14 protein-coding genes are annotated in these 19,383 nt (G+C 55.5%); 2 read left to right on the top strand and 12 right to left on the bottom strand.

The features are described from left to right. Nucleotides 1-30 precede the first annotated feature (30 nt). Both BLR08_RS13040 and BLR08_RS13035 read right to left on the bottom strand, forming a co-directional pair. Nucleotides 31-1,017, bottom strand: a complete 987-nt coding sequence (locus tag BLR08_RS13040) for an aldo/keto reductase (protein ID WP_072329643.1) — start codon at nt 1,015-1,017, stop codon at nt 31-33. A gap of 378 nt (nt 1,018-1,395) precedes the next feature. Continuing rightward, nucleotides 1,396-2,865 (bottom strand): esterase-like activity of phytase family protein, encoded by a 1,470-nt coding sequence (locus tag BLR08_RS13035; protein ID WP_072329642.1) that lies wholly within the window; start codon nt 2,863-2,865, stop codon nt 1,396-1,398. Between the two features lie 181 nt (nt 2,866-3,046). On the opposite strand from BLR08_RS13035, the gene BLR08_RS13030 reads away from it, so the two are divergent. Continuing rightward, on the top strand, nt 3,047-3,766 hold the full coding sequence (locus BLR08_RS13030) for a YebC/PmpR family DNA-binding transcriptional regulator (RefSeq protein WP_072329640.1): 720 nt from the start codon (nt 3,047-3,049) through the stop codon (nt 3,764-3,766). Nucleotides 3,767-3,885: 119 nt separating this feature from the next. Here BLR08_RS13030 and BLR08_RS13025 read toward each other — a convergent pair whose 3' ends face one another. The 7 genes from BLR08_RS13025 to BLR08_RS12995 form a co-directional block, all read right to left on the bottom strand. Next, nucleotides 3,886-8,457 carry an S-layer homology domain-containing protein gene (locus BLR08_RS13025; protein WP_072329639.1) on the bottom strand — a complete coding sequence of 1,524 codons (4,572 nt, stop codon included), beginning with the start codon at nt 8,455-8,457 and terminating at the stop codon, nt 3,886-3,888. A gap of 160 nt (nt 8,458-8,617) precedes the next feature. Then, nucleotides 8,618-10,306, bottom strand: a complete 1,689-nt coding sequence (locus BLR08_RS13020) for a hypothetical protein (RefSeq protein ID WP_072329638.1) — start codon at nt 10,304-10,306, stop codon at nt 8,618-8,620. Continuing rightward, the gene (locus BLR08_RS13015; protein WP_072329637.1) at nt 10,299-11,699 is read right to left on the bottom strand and encodes an FAD-dependent oxidoreductase; all 1,401 of its coding nucleotides are present in this window, start codon (nt 11,697-11,699) and stop codon (nt 10,299-10,301) included. The genes BLR08_RS13020 and BLR08_RS13015 overlap by 8 nt, the downstream gene beginning before the upstream one ends. A gap of 237 nt (nt 11,700-11,936) precedes the next feature. Continuing rightward, complete coding sequence (locus tag BLR08_RS13010) at nt 11,937-12,950, bottom strand: LacI family DNA-binding transcriptional regulator (RefSeq protein ID WP_072329636.1); 1,014 nt, start codon at nt 12,948-12,950, stop codon at nt 11,937-11,939. A 416-nt stretch (nt 12,951-13,366) separates the two neighbouring features. Continuing rightward, nucleotides 13,367-13,660 (bottom strand): helix-hairpin-helix domain-containing protein, encoded by a 294-nt coding sequence (locus tag BLR08_RS13005; protein WP_072329635.1) that lies wholly within the window; start codon nt 13,658-13,660, stop codon nt 13,367-13,369. Between the two features lie 23 nt (nt 13,661-13,683). Then, nucleotides 13,684-13,995, bottom strand: a complete 312-nt coding sequence (locus BLR08_RS13000) for an ArsR/SmtB family transcription factor (RefSeq protein WP_072329634.1) — start codon at nt 13,993-13,995, stop codon at nt 13,684-13,686. A gap of 192 nt (nt 13,996-14,187) precedes the next feature. After that, nucleotides 14,188-15,036: an ornithine carbamoyltransferase gene (locus tag BLR08_RS12995; protein WP_072329633.1), complete on the bottom strand. Its 849-nt coding sequence runs from the start codon at nt 15,034-15,036 to the stop codon at nt 14,188-14,190. 269 nt (nt 15,037-15,305) lie between these two features. Between BLR08_RS12995 and BLR08_RS12990 the strand changes: the two genes are divergently transcribed. Beyond that, nucleotides 15,306-15,536: a phosphoheptose isomerase family protein gene (locus BLR08_RS12990; protein WP_143014369.1), complete on the top strand. Its 231-nt coding sequence runs from the start codon at nt 15,306-15,308 to the stop codon at nt 15,534-15,536. A gap of 465 nt (nt 15,537-16,001) precedes the next feature. Here BLR08_RS12990 and BLR08_RS12985 read toward each other — a convergent pair whose 3' ends face one another. The 3 genes from BLR08_RS12985 to BLR08_RS12975 all read right to left on the bottom strand — a co-directional run bounded on the left by BLR08_RS12985 (nt 16,002) and on the right by BLR08_RS12975 (nt 19,282). Continuing rightward, nucleotides 16,002-17,105, bottom strand: coding sequence for a CHAP domain-containing protein (locus BLR08_RS12985; RefSeq protein WP_256257543.1), 1,104 nt, complete (start codon nt 17,103-17,105; stop codon nt 16,002-16,004). Nucleotides 17,106-17,183: 78 nt separating this feature from the next. Then, nucleotides 17,184-17,660, bottom strand: coding sequence for a GNAT family N-acetyltransferase (locus tag BLR08_RS12980; RefSeq protein ID WP_072329631.1), 477 nt, complete (start codon nt 17,658-17,660; stop codon nt 17,184-17,186). A 416-nt stretch (nt 17,661-18,076) separates the two neighbouring features. Then, nucleotides 18,077-19,282 carry a macrolide family glycosyltransferase gene (locus BLR08_RS12975; RefSeq protein WP_072329630.1) on the bottom strand — a complete coding sequence of 402 codons (1,206 nt, stop codon included), beginning with the start codon at nt 19,280-19,282 and terminating at the stop codon, nt 18,077-18,079. Nucleotides 19,283-19,383 lie beyond the last annotated feature (101 nt).

Here is a 19,383-nt window from a genome sequence, read left to right as displayed (position 1 = left end):
GAAATACCCTCCAGCCTTGTTGGCGTGAATTTAGATGTGCAGACCGATGGAACGCGCTGCGGTGTCGATGTCGTCGAGCTCTTCGCTCGTCAGGCGTTCACCCGCAAACTGGACGCCTTGCTCGATATGCTGCGGCTTCGACGCTCCCAGGATTGCCGAAGTGATAGATGGGCGGCTCAGCACCCAAGCCAGCGCGTACTGGCCCAGCGTCCAGCCGCGCCGCTCGGCGAGCGGGCGGAGCACCTCGACCAGCGCATAAGCCGGATTCGCCTCCAGCAGCGTTTGCAGCCGCTTCTCCCCGGCGGCCAGCCTGGAGTCTTCCGGCGGCGCTTCATCCTGCCGATACTTGCCGGTCAGGATACCCCGGCCAAGCGGGCTGTAGACGATAACCCCGACTTCCTCCGACTGAACGAACGGGACGAGCTCCCGCTCGATGGACCGGGAGATAAGGCTGTACTCCGGCTGAACGCTTTCGAACCGGTGCAAGCCGTGGAGCGCGCTGATGCCGTGCGCCTTGGCAAGCTGCCAGGCCGCATAGTTGGAGCAGCCGATATAACGGATCTTGCCCTGCTTCACCAAGTCGTCCAGCGCGCGAAGCGTCTCCTCGAGCGGAGTCCCCGGGTCGAAGCTGTGCACCTGGTACAGGTCGATATGATCGGTCTGCAGCCGCCGCAGGCTGTTCTCCAAGGCGCGGTACAGATGGTACCGGCTTTGGCCGGCATCGTTGACGCCCGGACCGACTCTGGCGGTAAACTTCGTGGCAAGAATCACGTCGTCCCGCCTTCCCTTCAGCAGCCTGCCCAGGATGGACTCGGATTCCCCGATTTGGCTCAGATTGCCGTTATCCATACCGCTTCCATATATATCAGCCGTATCGATGAGGTTGATGCCGGCGTCCAGCGCGCGGTCCACCACTCCGGCCGAAGCCTCCTCGTCGATCCAGCGCCCGAATGCCATCGTGCCCAAGCTGATTTCGGTTATTTTCAATCCTGTTTTTCCCAATCTCCGGTACTGCATGTTCAGCCCTCTTTTCTTGAAGTTAAGCTTCCGGGAACGAGGAACGAGGAACGAGGATAAACGCCTCACGGCTTCTATTTAGAAGTCTCGCGTTTAACAAGAAATCGCACATTCACCGGAGCTTTTATGCTTGCTGTAATAACAAAAACAACCGAAAGACGCCTTTACTGCTTAAGGATGCGTCTCCGGTTGTCCGGTAGATGATATTTAATTCTTATTATTCCTAGTAGATAAATCAGATATTAGCATGATTGATAGAACAATGCAATGGAAAAACGTGGAACTAGCCTATGTTCTCGCGTTCACTCTTCTTACATTATGCTCTTGCGACAAAAACAGGAGGCGAGCTGACGCTTCGCCTCCTCCTTCCGCTCTATGCTACTTAATGGAATAGGGCAGCTTGAACTGCCAGAGCAGCGTACCGTTGCCAGGCCCGACATCCCCTGCCACGCCGAAGTCGTTATCGTTCAGAATGGACAGCACATTGCCGTTCACCAGGGAGATCCCTTCGATCTTCTCGAACGGGAAGCCGAACTCCACCGCGTCAAGCACCGTACGCTTGGCCGGGAAGCGGATGCTCTGCTGAGCCAGCTCGTCCATGCTCATCTGCTCCAGCGTCTTGTCTGCCGCCTGCGCGTCATCATACTTGCCGAGCACATTTGTCGCTTCGGACAGATCGGTCAAATAAATGCGCTTGAGCTGCGCCGCCTCGCCCGCATTCTTATCCCGCTCATCGACGAGCAGGGTGGTCTCGTTTACCGCTATCAGATCCGAGATAACGATGTCCGCCTGAGCCAGCTTTTGAAATTGACCCGCATCCTCCGACACATACGCGTATTCGGCGACCGGCTTCAGCGTGCTCAGATCGAACTTGAGGATGCGCAGCACCCGCGAGTTATCCGTTTTCTTATCCGGATTACGCAGCGGGCTTTGCATGGCCGCGAACATCCACTTGCCGTCAGGCGTAATCCCGACCGCCTCCATCCCGCGGTTGGAGCGGCGGTTCAGATAGGCCGCCGGAATCGTGTCCACCAGCGGAACAGCCGGAGAATCGAGCAGCTCCTTCATGCCTGCCGGCACGATGCGCTGAATAATCGTTCCGTCGCGCTTGACCTGCACGATGCTCGGGCCATACTCCTCGGAGATCCAGAAGGTATCATCCTTGGCATTGTAGGCGATGCCTTCGATATCGAGGCCGTACGGATCGTAGCTAAGCAAGGTTTTCGCTTCCTTGTCATAAGGCTTCTCGTCGCGGGAGGCCACATTGGACAGGCCCGTAATGTTAGCGGTTTGGGATACCGGGTCCACGCCGTTCACTTTCAGAGGGATCGTCTCCAGAATCTTGATCTCGCCCTTGTCCACCTGAATTTTATAGATCGACGGTGTGTAGGAGCTAAGCGGGAAGGTGCGGCGGACTTCGCCGTCCACCGGCACTTCGCCGTTCGGGCCGCGGTCGGCCGTGGAATAGAACACATTGTCCGGATCGCCCGGCAGATGGGTCAGCGAGGAGCCGACGCTCATCTTGATGCCGTCCGCCAGATCGGGCGCATTCAGCTCGTATTTGCCTATCAGCTCGGGCTTGTCCGTCAGCAGGACGCTTTGCGTCGCAGCATCCCAATCCACATACTTGTTCAACAGCTGGCCGAAAGCGCGTACGGGCAGAAACAAGCTGCCTTCCACATTCACCGCCGGCAGAGCCGGCTTCACTGCCGTACCGTTCAAGCTGTACTGCACCTGATCGGCGACTACAGCGGATTTTTCTTGGGTCGCGGCGGAGGCCGGCTCTTGGAATGCGGCACCGGCGAGCAGGATGGCGGATAAAGCGCCTATCATCGTTTTGCTTGTCATGGGATGGATGATCCCCTTTCCGATTAGAAGGTTATGGTTATGTACCCTTCCACTGTACATCGGTTATGTTAACGGAGAAGGCATTTTTCATTAACGGAAGGTTAAGCTTTAAACTTTTCACCCCGGACAGAAAATCGGTTATAATAGAGCGGAGAATATTACTTAAGAAAGCAGGTTCGAGATGGGTCGTAAATGGAATAACATCAAAGAAAAGAAGGCGTCCAAGGACGCCAATACAAGCCGGATCTATGCCAAGTTCGGGCTGGAGATTTACGTAGCCGCCCGCAAGGGCGAGCCGGACCCCGAGTCCAACCGCGCTCTGAGGGTCGTGCTGGAGCGGGCGAAGACGTACAATGTGCCCAAGGCGATTATTGACCGCGCGATCGACAAAGCCAAGGGCAGCTCCGACGAAATCTATGAAGAGCTGCGGTATGAGGGCTTCGGCCCGAACGGCTCCATGATCATCGTGGACGCGCTGACCAACAACGTGAACCGCACGGCCTCCGCTGTGCGCGCAGCGTTCAGCAAGAACAACGGCAACATGGGCGTTAACGGCTCCGTTGCTTATATGTTCGATGCTGCGGCCGTCATCGGCGTAGCGGGCAAGTCGCTGGATGAAGTGATGGAGCTGCTGATCGAAGCCGATGTGGATGTGAAGGACATCGAAGAGGAAGAGGATAACGTGCTCGTCTACGCCGAGCCCGAGCAGTTCCACGCCGTGCAGGAGGCGCTCCGTCAGGCGGGCATCACGGAATTTACCGTGGCCGAGCTGACGATGCTCGCTCAGAACTATGTCACGCTGCCGGAAGACGCCCAGGTTCAATTCGACAAAATCATCGACACGCTGGAGGATCTGGAAGACGTTCAGCAGGTGTACCATAACGTGGAGTATGCCGACTAGGAACAGGACAAGCTCCTGCCCAGCAACCGCAAACAAGCCGTTCCCTCGCCTCGGTTGGCGACAGGAACGGCTTCTTTGTTTAGCTGTATGGAGGGCTTTTGCCCGGCGCAGACTTTAGGTTATTTCCGCTCCCGCAAGATCCGCTCCAGCATAGCTGCCGCCTCCGCCCGGGTCGAGATGCCGTCCGGAACGAAGCGGCTTGCCTCGCGTCCTTCCACGAGTCCAAGCGCAGCTGCCGCTCTTACGTGCTCGAGGGCCCACGGAGCTACAGATGACTCGTCGCCGAATGCGGATAGTTGGCTGCCGTCCGGCTGGACGCCCTGGATAGCCGCATACGCACGCATCAGCATGGTGACCATTTCTTGTCTGGCGAGCTTGCTGTTCGGGTTGAAGACAGCTTCGCTCTCCCCGGCAGCTATGCCCGCCTGCACCGCAATGGCTATCGGCTGCTCATACCAGACACCCTTCTCCACATCCTCGAATGTCAGCTCGCCGCCCTTCGTCAGCTTCAGCGCCCGGACGAGCAAAGCCGTAAACTCGGCGCGCGTGATCGCCCGCTCCGGTTCGAAGGTCTTATCGCTCGTGCCTGACACGATAAGCTTGGACGTTAACCCGCCTATGATATCGCTCGCCCAGTGAGCATCGGGTACATCGGTAAACGACTTCTTGAGCTCCAATACCGCATATTTGCTGAAATGATGAATGTCCGCGGTCCATTCTCCGTTCAGGAGCTTGCCTCCCGCGTACTCAAGTGTCCCATCGTCCGCCACATAATAGACGCCCGCCCGCTTGGCGTCGATGCCTGCATGCGCCTTCAGCTTCAGCGTCATCGGCGGATCGAACGCCGCCAAGCTGACGGCTTCGCCATTTTTCTTGACGAAGGAAAAGCTGAAGTCCATCACCTCGCCGGCAAGCTTGATGACGGCTTGCTTGGACGATTGAAGCTGAGCGATCAGCTTCCCGGATTCGGCCGCAGGCACAGGCTGCGCCTCCAGAACGATAGAGCCTTGCTCAAGCTCAGCCGCAAGCACCTGGCTCGTTAACTGCCGCAGCAGGCCGGAAGGAATCTCGACAGCCCAGGAGGCGGCTTCAATCGCCAAACGGTTCGAGCCGATCGCTTCGGCCGCGTTGGCAGGCAGTACAACCTGCCGGGACTTCTCGGAAACGGAGATGGCTATCTTTCCGTTCTCGGCGGCCTTCTGCAGCTCTTTCTGATCGATCACAGCCTTCTGTTCGTTAGCTTCGTTAGGGACAGGCGCCTGCGGCGTTCCACCGGAAGCTTGCCCCGGCGTCGAGTCTTCCGGCGTCTCTTCAGGGTTGCCACCCGGGTTTCCGCCTGGATTCCCTCCTGGGTTACCACCCGGGTTCTCGCCCGGATTGCCGCCAGGATCTCCGCCAGGATCTCCGCCAGGCTCCCCTCCGGTCTCTTTCTTCCAAGCAATCTTGTATGCCAGCTTCGATTTGCCATCCTTCGCCAACACACGGATGACCGTTGCCTCGGAAGCATGCAGCACTTCCGTCGATACGACGGCTTCCGCTTGGGTTGCCGTCGCTTGAACCTCCGATTTGGCAGACAGCGGATGGCTGTAGTTAAGCACGCCTGGCGAAAAGCCTTCCAGCGGCTTTCCGTCGATCGAGATAGCGGACAGCGTCGCATCCGTCTCCGGTATCGCGATACGGGATAAGGAAACTCCGGCGTCCGGAGCATAATAAATGCTGCCGTCGATGCCCAAAGTCATGCTGTTCAAGAAATCATTCACGATGACTTTATACCGCAGCGTTTCAGGATCAACCGCGATAATTTTCCGCGACAGCGTCGTGTACAACATCCCGTCCGGCGCCCATCTGAGGTGGAACGGCATCCATTTGCTCGTATTATACGTGCTTGGCTGGATCAGCTTGCTTTTCACGACCTGCTTGGTCGCCACATCCATGGCAAAAATAGTTCCGTCCACCGCGCCCCACAGCAGCCCGTCGGGTCCGAAGGAGATTTCGCCGATCATGCGCGGCGCTTGGTCGATGCCGGGGATGGCCGGCGTAAATTCGTCGATTTTTTGACCGCTTGCCACATCCCATACGAAAATTTTGGCCGCCGGCTCGGAAGGATCGATGCCCAGTCCGCCCCATACCGAGGTGCCGCCGTACAGGAGTCCATCTTTATACGCCAGGCCGATGATGCTTTGATTCGCCACAACCTGATCATATTGCTTCCAGGTATCCTTTGCTTCATCATAGACCGCCAGCGCCCCGCCCAAATATCCGTAATCGGGCACTGTCCCGACAAACAGCTTGTTATCGCCCGACGTGATGGCGAACGGCCGGTCCTGATGCTTTACTTGGTATTCCAGCTCCGGGTTCTGATTCAGCTGAACGGGCTTCGCCGGGTCATAGCTGTACATCACGGCTCCGACATACGTGCCATAATACACCTTGTTGTTCATAAACCCGATGCCTTCCGGCTGCGCAAATGAAGAAATATTGACATCCGTCCGATTCGTGAACGGGTTATAAATGCTCATCCCCCGCTGATAGCCGCCGAAGTACAGCCTGCCGTCGAAGCCGCGCTCTATGCCTTGAATGCGGACCGGCTGCGGGTCGATCTTCAGCTCGACGAAGGACATCCAGTTATCGGCAGGGTCATACAGCATGTATTCGCCATACTGCGTAACCATTGCCAGCACCGTCTTCCCGGCCTTCTCTCCGCCGGTCATCTGAATCCAGCTCATATCCTTCACACGGGTCGTATCCGGGAGAGGGACAGCGAGCGGAATTTCCGTCGATGTCTTGGTCCTGATATTGTATTGGTACAGCTTGGTCAAATATTTATAATAGATCAAGTCCGGATCGGCCGGAGACGGCTCCGAGATCATATTGCTGTATTGGAAGCTACTGTCGATCGTGCCGGTATCCAAATCCCAGACGACCATATTGATTGTGCTGACCGAGACAAACAGCTTGTTCCGAACCTTGAACACATCCGCTATCGTATTGGTAGCTCCCGTATGGCCTGGAATTTGGATCTCCGTTTTCTCGCCGGTCACGCGATTTACCTTGAACAGCTGGACCGTCGTTCCCAATCCCGCGTAGATGTAGTCCTCGTCGACGGCGATCCCGCGAACATATTGCTGTCCGGGCTGGACCGTGCCATAATTGCGGAACTGCTTGGTCGTCGTGTCGTATTCGAACAATTTGCCGTCCGATGTCGGACTGTAGGTGCCCCCGTATATTTTGCCGTCGATCTCCTCGATATCCCATACCCAATTATCCGCCGTGTTGTAGCCCAGCGTCTCCACCCGACGCTCGGCAGGCAGGTAGCGGTATAAAGTCCCGTCGCCCGTTCCGGCAAAATAAACATTTTTGTCCGAGCCGACCGCCATCGCCCAGGTCGCCTCCGTGTTCGGAATATCCTGAGTAAACTTGCGCGCGCCCGTCTCCGCGTCCACCACGTAGAAAGTGCCGGGCAAGCCGTTGGTGACGAAATACACTTCATTTTCGCCCTGCGCATTCGTTTGGACAGCCCCTGCCTGGCCCAGATTGACATTCACCATCGGACCGAGATCAACCAGCGCTCCGTATTGGCGGGCAAGCGGCTCTTCAGGCGGCAGCACCGTAAGAGAAACATCGTCGAAATACGCCTTGGTCAAGCTGACGCCGCCGGAATACAGACCGATTCTGGCATAGGCCGCTCCTTCCGGCGCCTGCGTCAGCATCTTCATCTCGGCCCATTTGCCCGTCCCGAGCGTGTTGCCGGAGAACAGCTCCTGCTTGACCGCCAGGCGCGTATCTTGATCGTTATAATAATGGACCTCCAGGACGATATTATGCGTTTGCTGGAGGACATGCACGAAGCTTGACGCGATATACGTCGTCTTCGGGGTCACCTCGATCCGGTTCGTGAGCACGCGGAAGCCCGAGCTTTGGGCATCTGCCGTCGCATCCTCGAAATAAAGGCTGTAATTGCCGCTGCGCGCCTGCTCCGCACTCCGCGTCATGCTGCCCGATGTGGCCGGGTCCGTCATCCATTGCGGAATTTTACCGCCGGACAGCTCCTCTTCGAAGCCAGGGTTCAATACTTCCTTCGCAAGCTCCGGAGCCTGCGGCTGATCGACCCGCTCGATGGAAACATCGTCGAAATACGCCTCAGTCGTCGCCGCCTTGCCCGAATTGAAGCGCAGCTGAATTTGAGTCGCATCCGCAGGTACCTTGAACGGAACTGCAAGCTCATTCCACGCGTTCAGCAGCAGCTTGCCCTTGGCGAAGTTGATGAACGTTGCCGTACCGACCTTGGCCGCTTTGTCATTGAAATAATGAACCTCGTAGCCGATGCTGTGGGACTGCTGAATGACATAAGCAAATGCCTGCGCCTTGTATTCCGCGCCTGGTACTACCGGAATCATACCGCTTGTGACCTGCAGCTGCTCCTTATCGGTGAGATTGCGGAAGTGCAGGCTTCGGATTCCTCCGTGGGCCTGATAAGTGCTGGCCGCCACAGTGCTAATCGCGTTCGTCGTGACGAGACTCCAGCCCGGTATGCTCCCGTCAGCCTCGGGCTCCAGCTCGAAGCCGGCGTTCACGATGCCTTGACTCTCCCCGCTCGCTGCCGAAGCGCCCCCAGACAGCGTCAGCATGGGGAAGAACAGGACAAGACACATTAAAAAAGACAATGCTCGGCTGCTATATTTTTTCTTCATTCACAATTCACCCCTGTACCAAATTTGAAAAACACCTCGGTTAGCGTCCTTCATACACTGTACATCCTCCGGGACATCACTCCTTCCAAGCCTTCTTCCAGGCTTTCCCCTTTCCTCTCCCGGTTCCGCGCCAGCTCTCCGCCCGTCCGTCGCTTCGGGGCTACTTCGCCAGCCACCGGCTGCGGAGGCTTCCGGCGAGCTCCACAATATGCTGTCCGAATCGTTGCGCTTCATTGTCCAGAGGCAAGCCCGCCTGCTGCAGCGCACGCCGGACAGCATCCTGAATACCGGCCAAAGCAGCCGTAATTCGTTCCTTCTGCTCCTCCGTCGCCTCGGCCTTATCCACATCGACTACTCTCGCCGGGAACAACGGGATGTTCCAGTACGTAATCTGGCCCAGCTGCGCTTCGAGCTCCTCGAACAAGGCGCGTACGCCAGCCCGTTCCGCCGCCGGATAATACGCGTAGTAATCGCGAAGAATTCCCTCCAGGTCGTCGCTCCATAACGCCCGGCAGAAAACATAGCTGTTAAAGCCATGCACCCATCTCCATGGATACGGGTCCTCCCCGCGGTAAGGAACGACGAGATCGACGATGCCATGCACCTGAAGCTGTTCGTAGAAAGCCACATCCTCCATGATGCGCCTCGGCATGAACGGGAACAGCCGGGAAAGCATAAAATGATCGCTGTAATATTCAAAGATCGTCAGCTCGCGCCCCGTTTGCCCGGTCGTATCCGCCCACTCCAGCAAGGCCCGCTTCGCCCGCCGGTCCGATTCATGCGGGCTATCCTCATAGCCGTACCGGTAATCCCGGCCCCAATAGGCCCAAAGCGTATGTACATCCCTTGAGGGCTCGGCGTCCCGGCGCTCCAGCATTCCCCATGCAAGTCCGGCGTTATAGGCGATATGCTCCACGCAGACCGGCAGACCGGCCTCGCGCAGACCGGCGTCCAGCTTCTCGGTAAACCGAAGGTAAGCGTTCAGAAAGCCTTCCTTATCAGCCGCCTTATCTTCGGGCCACAAGGAGATGCGGGACAGATTCGACACATCCCGGCAATAAGCGATCATGTCCCGGAGCAGAAGCTCCTGCCAGACCGCATCCTTGAAATCCACCTGTGCTTTGGCCGTATAAGGATGCGCCGCCGTTTGATTCGGATACCTGTCCCTCCCCTTCTCCAGGAAGAACATCAGGCTGTGGCCGCCAAGCGTGACGGATATACCGCGCTTCGCGATCTCGGGGGCCAGCTCTCCCCCTACTTGATCCCACAAGGAGAAGGTGAAAAACAGTTCGTTCACTCTGTTTTTGGCCAGCCAGTCAACCATCGCCTTCAAATAATCCGGTTCATTGATCGTCTCGAACACAAAACCTCTTCGCTCCAAGCGCGGGGAGTAAGCACGAATTCGTACGGGGGCGCTCGCTTCCCTGCTGCCCGCTCCCTGCGCATCCGCTCCCCGACTCTCCTGCCAGGCAGCAGGTCCCAAGACAGCCGGCGCTTCGCCCGGATACACCCAGCCCAGTCCCCACTGCTCTCGGGCGTACTCGTACACCGCATACAAGGTCGCCCGCTCCGACTTGCCCGACAAAACCAGCCCATGCCTGGTGCGGAGCACGACGAAATCATCGGAGTAACGGGACTGTCCGCACCCGGCGGCTTGCGCCAAGTCCGGCCTCCAGTCCTTCAAGTCGTCCCATGTCCCGATCCATACCTGCTCAGGGGCGTCCGCCCGGTCGATACCAGCAGCGCGCATGCGCCCTGCATGCCGCTCGCTCCAGTCAAGCAGCCTGTTCCACTCCTCGCCGGCAAAAGCTAGCACCGTATGCTCTCTCGAAATTGTCACCTTATTCACGCTTCCTGTCTCCCCTTCCCATCAATCTTTCTCCGCCATCGATCCCGTCACGGATGCCAAGCTCGGCCCCAGCCTTCAGCAAGCGCTGCTGCAGTTCCAGCACCGGCACATCGGCAGCGGCACACTCATAGCGGACCGCCAAGGCGGCGGCCGCGCCGGCAGCCTGGCCAATAGCCATACAGCTCGGCGTTAATCGGGTGGTCGCCTGAGCTTCATGGGTCGTCGAGATGCACCGTCCGGCGAGCAGCAGGTTATCCACTTGCCTTGGCACGATACTCCGGTAAGGAATATCGTAGGCCCCGCCCTCCCGGATGAAGTTTGCCGTCACGCCCTTGCCTTCCGGGTTATGAATGTCGATCGGATATCCGCTGCGGGCGATCACATCGTCGAATCTTCTTCCGCCGAGCACGTCCTCGCCGCTCAGCACATACCGACCAAGGATGCGACGGGTTTCCCTGACCCCGATCTGCGTGCCTACTGCCGAAACGCTGGCTTGCTCAAAGCCCGGAATATGCTGACGGAAAAATGCCTCAAGCAGCAGCACCTGCTTGCGACCCTCGATCTCGGCTTTCGTCAAATCCTCGGCAAGCGTCGGGTCCAGTCCCGAGATGCGAGATACGTTGATCAGCACTTCATCCTCATGGGGACCCGTGAAGAACAAGAGACCCTCGCGCTCTATAGGCAGATTCGCCGCTTTCCAGTGACTGTAGAAGCCCATCACCCCGGTAAGCGGCAGCCGGTCCAGCTCATTCACCAGCGATTTTTCATAGAACTCTGCGGGATTCGCCTGCATGTACTGCTTCACCTTGGCCAGATCTACCCCGCGCATCCGGAATTTCATCGTCATAGGCTGTACCTTGTGTCCATCGTTCCCCTGCTCCCAGGGCGCCCCTGCCAGGCAGGCAATATCGCCATCGCCCGTAGCATCGACATAAGTATGAGCTTTAAGCTCTACAAGCCCGCTTTTGTTATGCAGCAGCACGCTCTTGATGCATCCCTCGGTGGCATTGACGCTGATCACCGACGTATGGAGCAGCACCTCCACCCCCGCCTCGTGCAGCATATCGCAGGCAAGCACTTTATACACCTCGGGATTATACGGGGTCAGCGTATGAACGAAGCCCACCGTATCCCGCAGATGCCCGGGCGACGCCTGCAGAGCCATCAACCGGTCGACGATCTCCTGAGCGATCCCCCGGATAACCTGTTCCCCGGCCGCCGAATGAAAGGTCATCCACGGATATACGAGCGCAGCCGTAGACATGCCGCCCAGAAATCCGTAACGCTCGACAAGAATCGTTTTGGCTCCGCCCCTCGCCGCGCTGATCGCCGCCGCTATTCCTGCGGGTCCTCCGCCTAGAACGGCTACCTCAACCTGTTTCTGTGAATTCATCCGCTTTCTCATTCCTCTCCATTATTGGGAGCGCTCCCAGTTTGCCCAAAAAAGAACGGATGGGTCATAGCCCTTCCAGTTCTCCTACTTTCTATTTTGATGCAGGCTCATGCCTGAGGACTCTTCCATGTTGAGCTTTTCATTGTTAACAACTTTCCTCCAACTGAATTTTCCCTCTATGGACCTTCCCCCGGCTTGCTCCGAGGCAGTTCTGACTCGTTTTCCCTGCCGGCTCTCTCACGTCGTTTTCCGGATGATCAGCTCATTCTCGATAACTATATCCTTCGCTTCATACGGACTCCGGTCACCGCGCAGCAGCTCCATCAAGAGCCCCATCGCTTCCCGGCCAAGTCTGATCTTGTCCTGACGAACCGTTGTAAGCGGAGGGGTAAAGTAGGGCGCAGCCTGGATATCGTCATAACCTACGACAGCTACGTCCTCAGGCACTCTGAGACCCCGCTCGAATAAAGCTTCCATCGCTCCGAAGGCCATCAAGTCATTGGCCGCGAACACCGCGTCAGGCCGGACTCCGCTGTCCAGCAGCTGTCCCATCCGCTTGCGAGCCTCTCCCTGATCGGCTCTGCCGTCCATAACCAGGGAGCTGTCCGGAAGAAACCCGGACTCTGCATGCGCTTTCTTATATCCCGTAAACCGTTCCGTTTCGTGATACGTATCGCGAAGCCCCCCGATATAGGCAATCCGGCTTCTTCCCCGCTCCAGCAGATGCCGGGTCGCTTGATAAGCGCCGCCGCGGTAGTTGGAGGTTACGCAGGCGAGCGGAAGCCCTTCATAGCTCCGTTTGCCCACAAGCACATAAGGAATATGCTGCTGGCGGTAATACTGCAAATACTCCTCCCGGATAGTTTCGCCCATAATAATAAGCCCGTCCACCTTCCGCCTCGTGCCTATGCGTTTCCAATATTCACGGTCGGATTGGCTGCGGTTGGCGAAGAGCAGCAGATCATAATCGTACGCGGCCGAATCCGTCTGAATCCCTTGCAGCACCTCGTAGAAAATATGATGCGTCAAGAAATTGGGATCGAGCCCGAATACCATCACCCCGATATTGCCGGTCTTGCCTCCAGCCAAGCTTCTCGCCTGGGGATGGGGGTAGTAGCCGGTCTGCTCAATGATGCCCAGCACCTTCTCCCGCACTTCCGGCTTCACGCCCGGCTGATCGTTGATCACACGGGACACGGTTCCTCTCGACACTCCCGCCAAGCCTGCGATGGATTCCAGCGTATGCTTCATCTTGCACCTCACAATTTGGGAGCGCTCCAAAAATTTATTGCTTTTATTATCAAGCACGCCGGTACGAAAGTCAATCCCTTTGCTTGCCCGCGCTTTAGAGGATTTAATCGAGACTGCTTAGGCAAACCTTCGTGGAAGATTTTTCAAAATCATGTTAAGAACTCCAGTCCCTCTTGCAGAAATTAAACGAGGAGCTGGACTGCGCGTATTCGCCAAGCAATCAGGCCAGCTTATACGATTTACCTTATAAACCTTATCCTTTTAAGCGCCAACAGAGCGTATCTATACGGCTTTTCGCATAAACCCCATACTTGTAACCGCTGGTAGGACAAATGTATTCGTTTTTCCGTATAAATCCTCTAGGTTGACCGCCTATCGGGCATATTTCATCCGATTTTTCGGACAAGCACTCTAGGCTATGTTCGGAACGATAATCCCCTCTCCTCCAACGCCGCCCTAAGTACAGGCAAAGATTTGGGTCCCATCCCGTGCAGATCCATGATCTCTTTTTCCGTGCAGGCGGAGAGATGCTCCACCGTGGATATGCCATGATGCTCCAACGCTCGTCTTGCCGGGGCTGCTAGCAGCGCAAGAAATCCGTCAGCAGGCTTGCGTTCTTGCTCGCAGATCGGACAGGAAGGACAGTCGCTGCTTTTATAAAATTGATGACCCTTGTCACAAACTTTTAACTTTTTATTAGAAGCTGCCATGCCGGGGCCTCCTGTTTCTTAATTTATTTAGATGAAGGCTTGGATTCCGCCATCCCCCGGAATTTCCCATAGAAAGCCACCCAATTTTGTATATCTTGGAGCGGCGCGGCGTTCAGCCTGTATCGCGTTTCCCTGCCGACTTTCCTGTCAAGCACCAGCCCGGCTTCCTTAAGGATGGCCAGATGCTTGGATACCGCCGTGCGGCCCATTTGAAACTGTGGCGTCAATTCATGAAGCGGCAGCTCTTCCGCCTCGGCTAACAGATGAATGAGCTGGCGTCTGGTCGGATCGGCAATCGCGCCAAACACATCACGCAACTGGTCGCGCTCGCTCATAACACCCCCTCCTACGTTCAGGTTGATCCTATGATAGGACACTGTTTGGTGACACTTCGATTATGGGGCACCACTAGCCGTCCTGTCAACAAGCCGTACAGGCTATGGATAAAAGTGTCTCAGGCTGTGGGGTCCGGCGGGTTGGAGCGAGCGGCGAGGCGGCCGGCGTCATGCCCTGCAAAAGCGATCCTCTCAATGCTCGGCAAGACAAAAAAGAATAATCGCCTGTTGGACGTCCACTAAAGTTTTCTTGAATTCATACCCGACAAAATACGAGGAAGAGATGACATCTTCGCTTACTTCTTCATGCCGGTAAAATGGAGGACACGGATTGATCATGGCCCCTTCCTTGGCCAGCTTCATACGATCCAACGTCATCTGATAGCTGCGGATATACGGTTCTGTCACATATCCACTCGGTAAAGAGTCGGTAAGAACGACATCGCTGTCAGCCAAAACGCTCTCCAGATCGGTGTGAAAGATATAGTTCGGAGTTTCTTGCTCCAGCTTATTGCCTTCCGTACAAACGTGGTGGAATTTGAGATTCATGACCTTCGCCGCTTGCATCCAGGTTCGTGCTATATTGCCCCTTGGTCCGACAAAAGTGTAGACCAGGTCCCGGTAATCTTTTCTCAGTTTACTTATCGCGTATAAGTCCGATAAAATCTCGCATGGGTGGTTATAAGCAGTCATGGCGTTGATAATGGGGATGGAAGCATGTGCGGCAAGCTCCTTCACTTTTGAAAAATCGGCATGCCTGACGATGGCTCCATCCGCCCAGTTTTCCATATACCGGATAATATCTTCCAGACTTTCTTTCCGATCCAGAGCCTGCGGAGGAAACAGGATACTTCGGCCACCTAAATCCTGTATGCCCCGTTCGAAAGTTACGCGAGTTCTCAAACTTGTTTCGGGGAAAAACAACAGAAACGTTCGGTCTTTTAGTAAATGCTGCTGCTGCCCTGCCCTCACTCGATCGGCTAAATTGAAAATTTCTTCAATATGATGCGTAGTTAAGTCTTCTATATCCAGCAAGTTCACGGACGACACCTCCAGCCAGTAAAATTCGCCCTTCGAATAAATATACTTTATTATGAATATTTATTTAAATCAATTAGTGTACAGACGGAGCGGACGCAAAGCGCCCCCCTCATGCTTGTTACAGCCGAAGCCGGGCGAAGCGGCGCGGAATTCGCACGATTGCCGTCACTTCCGTCGAACACGCTTCATCCACTCCGGCCAATCATCCTGCGCGCCATCCGTCCAAGCGCAATCTGCATGATCTAGCGGATACCGTCTTGGACAGCAAGGTGCCGGTAGGCGATGCCATTGTCGGGATTGACGGGCTGGACCAGAAGGTTGCCGCCGTCTCGACCTTCGCCAACTCCTTCCTGCTGAATGCGTTGGTGGCGGAGACAGTGGAGTTGCTGGTTCAGGACGGCGTGCAGCCGCCCATCTGGACGAGCGGCAACGCGTCCGGCGGCGACGAGGCGAACGGCCGACATCTCGAGCGATTTAAGGGCAGAGTCAAAATGCTGTAGCGGACGCCGCCAAGCGGTCAACGATCCAAGCCGCCGGCGGAAGCTTTTTCGATCGGAGCAGGATAGTATGTCAGAAGGGAAAACAGGCTGCAAGCGCTATGTTGGCAGCCTGTTCTCCGTTGTTTTGCAGCAGGGACGCCCTTGCCTACGCCTTATAGAATGGGATGGATGAACACGGTTACTGCTCAGGTCGGCCTTAGATGGGGCCATTCAAGCAGCAGCTTGTAGCTGTACTCGAAAAACCGTATAACATGTGCCCGATTGGCGGTCAGCGTATAGGGTTTATACGAAAAAACGTATACCTGCACCCTGCTGGCGGCCACAAAGACAAGATTTGTGCGGAATATCGTAGCAGATACGCTCGACCGGCAGCCAAAGGGATAAAAATTATACGAAAAATCGTATAAATGAGTCTGATAGCATGCTGAATACGCGCAGCCTGGTCTTGTTTGATATCCTTCTCCTTTATACGAGAGGCTGGAACTCCTTGGCATCAAACCGGTAGCCGTTATCGATCCGAATATAACCGCGGACGCAGTGCCGCCGGTCTCTGGCGAATACGCTGGAGTAGTTCTCATTGTCTCTGTTGCCCTCAGCGACTACTAGGTCCTCCTCCCTGCAAGCTAAGACAACTCCAATATGGTCATGCGGGTCATCGGAAAGCAGCTTCTCATAAATGACGATATCCCCGCGCTGCGGAACAAATCCCTCTTGGCCGTCCTCATAAAGAAAACCCGTTTCAGGCCGCTCGGCCCACTCCAGCCAGGCGCCTACACCGGCCAACCGGCATATGCCGTTCGGGTAGCGAATCGGCAGCCGAAATCCGGCCTGCCAGCAGCAATGATAGACAAATGCGGCGCACCAGCTGTTCTGCAGCTCCTTGTATATGGCCGCATCCGGCCAATATTGGCAGATTTCCCGGTAACGCCGGTCTCCCGGCACTCCCACTACTTTCGATCCCGCCAAAGCCTCCGCGATATCCGCTAACTTAGCGCGTCTGTCCGTCCCCCTGTGCGGACCTTCCTCGACTGCGCTGAGGTTACGGCTCTCTGCCGGTAACTCTGCCAGTAACTCGGCCGGTAACTCTGCCGGAATCCCCAACTCATGCAGCACCCGTCGCAGTCTGAAGGCATTCGGCGGCGGAAAGCTGCATCCCGTATGTTGAAAATAAGCTTGCAGCATGCAGGCATCCTTGACGATTTCCTCATACGGTCCATGAACCCGGCTGCCGTCCTCCTGATAAAAGATCGCCTTTAGCATCGTCATCTGCTCTTCTCCTGAAAAAGTCTTCATATCCCGTAACAGCGGCCTCACGGCCTCGGAGCTGTTGGGTCCGGGGAACTCATGAATACCCGTTTTGTAAAAGTAGTAATGATGAAGCAGCCCCGCGATCGCTGCGGGCTCTTGATCCAGTCCGCGTTTCTTCGCCAGCAGCGAAGCAAAGGCCGATACCCCGTACAAATGAACAGAAGCCGCTTGTTTCCGGGTCTCGGAACCAATGGAAGTAATCATCTCCTGAACGATAAAGCGAACGCTATCCAGCCTTGTAGTCACTTGTTCAATGTTCAAGCCCTCCCCACCCTCTCCTTGAAGCTTACCCGCTCGCTGCGGAAATTTAGCAATAATCATAAGGACTCCTTCAGTCTTTCAGAGTCGCAATACGGTTACCGATTCGTTTTCTACGATTTCGCCGCTGTCGCGGAAGCCGAAGCTTTCATAAAGCCTTTTGGCCGCCACATTCTCAGGCTTGTAAGGAATCCAGCAGCAATAAGCAGGTCCTGCCGGAGAGGTGCGGATAAACTGCAGGATTTTCTTCATGGCTTCCCGGCCATAACCCCTGTTCTGATGGTGCTTGTCGATCATCAGCCGCAGAATGCAATAGCTGTCCTCTGCGATTGCCGGAAGTTCGTACCCGGTGATGCGATAAGTAATCATCACAAATCCGACCGGCTGTTCATCCGCATAGATGGCAAATGGAAACGGATGTCCCCCATTGGTCGTCAGGACGTAACACGAAGCCACGCTGGACAGATTGGATGCAACGAAGCGGCGCTGATCTTCAGAAACCTCCAGGTTAAATATGGCACGCCGGTTTTCCAGCGTAATTTTTCTGAGCGTAATCATGCAAGACTGCTCCCTTCAAGGATCTTTATTTGCGCCGCGGTCGCTTATCTAACATACAACTTACACAAAAAAATAAATAGACTTATATTGATTTTTTTTATAGACTAGTATGTATCCATGCCATTTTTAGGAACTGCCCTTCTGGGGCCTAATCGCCAACTGCTCAAGAGCTTGAGGAAGTGACGGAGGCAGCCGAACGGTTAAACGAACTTAAAGCGGCTTTAGCCACTGCTGATGAGTAGGTCAGTCTCGCCGCAGCGCAACAGCGATATGAAAATGGCTTCACCTCTACTCCTTCCGGCCTGATTTCAGGATAGATGTCAGGTTGTTTCAGACCCCCGCGGGTCGAAGCAGCGAGAACGCCAAAGAGGGCTGCAACAGACTTGCCAACCGGCAATCTATCGCAGCCCCTTGCATTACTTGATCTGACATTGCCTTTTAAATTCGAAAATCTCATCGACCGCTTGCATATACCCGCCTGACTGTCGGAAGGACTCCCCCACAGCTGCCGCAGCTGTCTTGAAAGCCGGGAGGCTTAGAACATGATCGGCGGTCCCTCTTAGCTGATCTGCAGTCAAGCTTTGCATGTGCAAGGTAACGCCTGCTCCGAGATTGGCGACTTGCCTCGCAATGTTCGGCTGATCCGCGCTTTGCGGGATGACAATGAGCGGAACCCCGTAGTAGAGACCTTCATGGGCACTGTTCATTCCCCCATGGGTAATAAATAGCTCCGCGCACGGCAAGACATCGATTTGCGGGACATAACTTTTTACGATGAAATTTCCAGGGAGTTCCCCCAGGTCGCCGATTTGGACTTTATTGCCTACTGACATGACAACCGTATAATCCGTGTTCCCAAATGCCTCAAAACATAATTTATAAAAATCACGGGCCTGGTTAAAGACGGTCCCCAGTGAGATATAAACGGTTTTTTTCTCCTTGATCGCTTCGAAGTCAAAATCCGCCCAACCAGATCGCGCAGAGATGGACGGACCTACAAACTTGTAAGTTTGGTCGAAAGCTTCTCCGCCAGGTTGAAACTCTCTTGTCGTATACACGATGGTAAGCGGCGCCGGATTGCAAAATACTTCATAGGGAGAATGAACCTCCGCCCCATATTTCTCCTTGATCATGGCCGTCAGACTTTGAAAATGATCACGTATAGGTGCGGCAACTTCTGCTGGAACCTGAGTGTAAAATGGTTCAAGCATCTGCTCGAAGGAGCCCGGGGTCTCCGCAAAAGAACTGCACGAGCTGACGGCCGGAAGCTTGAGCAGTTGCGCAAGCAAACGCCCGCAGCCAAACATGGAATCATGAATCATATAATCAAACTGCTCTCCTCTGATCTGCTCCAGCACGCTTGGTATCACGATATCGGCCGTAAGCAGCAGGCCGTTGACTCTTTCGAGCAAATGGTCCCTTCCTCCGGAGATAAAAGCTTTTATAAATTTTTGACCGTCAAATGTTCGTACGGTTGCTCCCGTCTCCTCCATGCGCTCCCGAAAAGCTTCTATGCAGAAGTAGACGACCTCTTCCCCTCGGGAAATAAGCTCTTTCACCACACCAATCGTCGGATTGATATGTCCCTCTGATCCGCCATTTATAAATAAAGCACGCGCCATATTCATCGCTCCTCCATGCGATAGAAATACAAGGCGGAGCCAACAGCTTGCGCTGCGGCCCTTCGCCTCTTACTCGTCTCAGTCGCTGCCGGATTACGGCT

Source organism: Paenibacillus sp. cl123 (assembly GCF_900101595.1).
Classification (GTDB): Bacteria; Bacillota; Bacilli; order Paenibacillales; family NBRC-103111; genus Paenibacillus_G.
The sequence above is the reverse complement of the archived record's forward strand: the minus strand, read 5'-3'. Positions and strand labels throughout refer to the sequence as shown.

What these genes read in the sequence shown, in the direction of transcription:
- BLR08_RS13000 (WP_072329634.1), bottom strand. Translation starts at nt 13,995, where the DNA reads ATGAGCGAGCGCGACCAGTTGCGTGATGTGTTTGGCGCGATTGCCGAT.
- BLR08_RS13005 (WP_072329635.1), bottom strand. Translation starts at nt 13,660, where the DNA reads ATGGCAGCTTCTAATAAAAAGTTAAAAGTTTGTGACAAGGGTCATCAA.
- BLR08_RS13035 (WP_072329642.1), bottom strand. Translation starts at nt 2,865, where the DNA reads ATGACAAGCAAAACGATGATAGGCGCTTTATCCGCCATCCTGCTCGCC.
- BLR08_RS12980 (WP_072329631.1), bottom strand. Translation starts at nt 17,660, where the DNA reads ATGATTACGCTCAGAAAAATTACGCTGGAAAACCGGCGTGCCATATTT.
- BLR08_RS13015 (WP_072329637.1), bottom strand. Translation starts at nt 11,699, where the DNA reads ATGAATTCACAGAAACAGGTTGAGGTAGCCGTTCTAGGCGGAGGACCC.
- BLR08_RS12975 (WP_072329630.1), bottom strand. Translation starts at nt 19,282, where the DNA reads ATGGCGCGTGCTTTATTTATAAATGGCGGATCAGAGGGACATATCAAT.
- BLR08_RS13030 (WP_072329640.1), top strand. Translation starts at nt 3,047, where the DNA reads ATGGGTCGTAAATGGAATAACATCAAAGAAAAGAAGGCGTCCAAGGAC.
- BLR08_RS13010 (WP_072329636.1), bottom strand. Translation starts at nt 12,950, where the DNA reads ATGAAGCATACGCTGGAATCCATCGCAGGCTTGGCGGGAGTGTCGAGA.
- BLR08_RS13040 (WP_072329643.1), bottom strand. Translation starts at nt 1,017, where the DNA reads ATGCAGTACCGGAGATTGGGAAAAACAGGATTGAAAATAACCGAAATC.
- BLR08_RS13025 (WP_072329639.1), bottom strand. Translation starts at nt 8,457, where the DNA reads ATGAAGAAAAAATATAGCAGCCGAGCATTGTCTTTTTTAATGTGTCTT.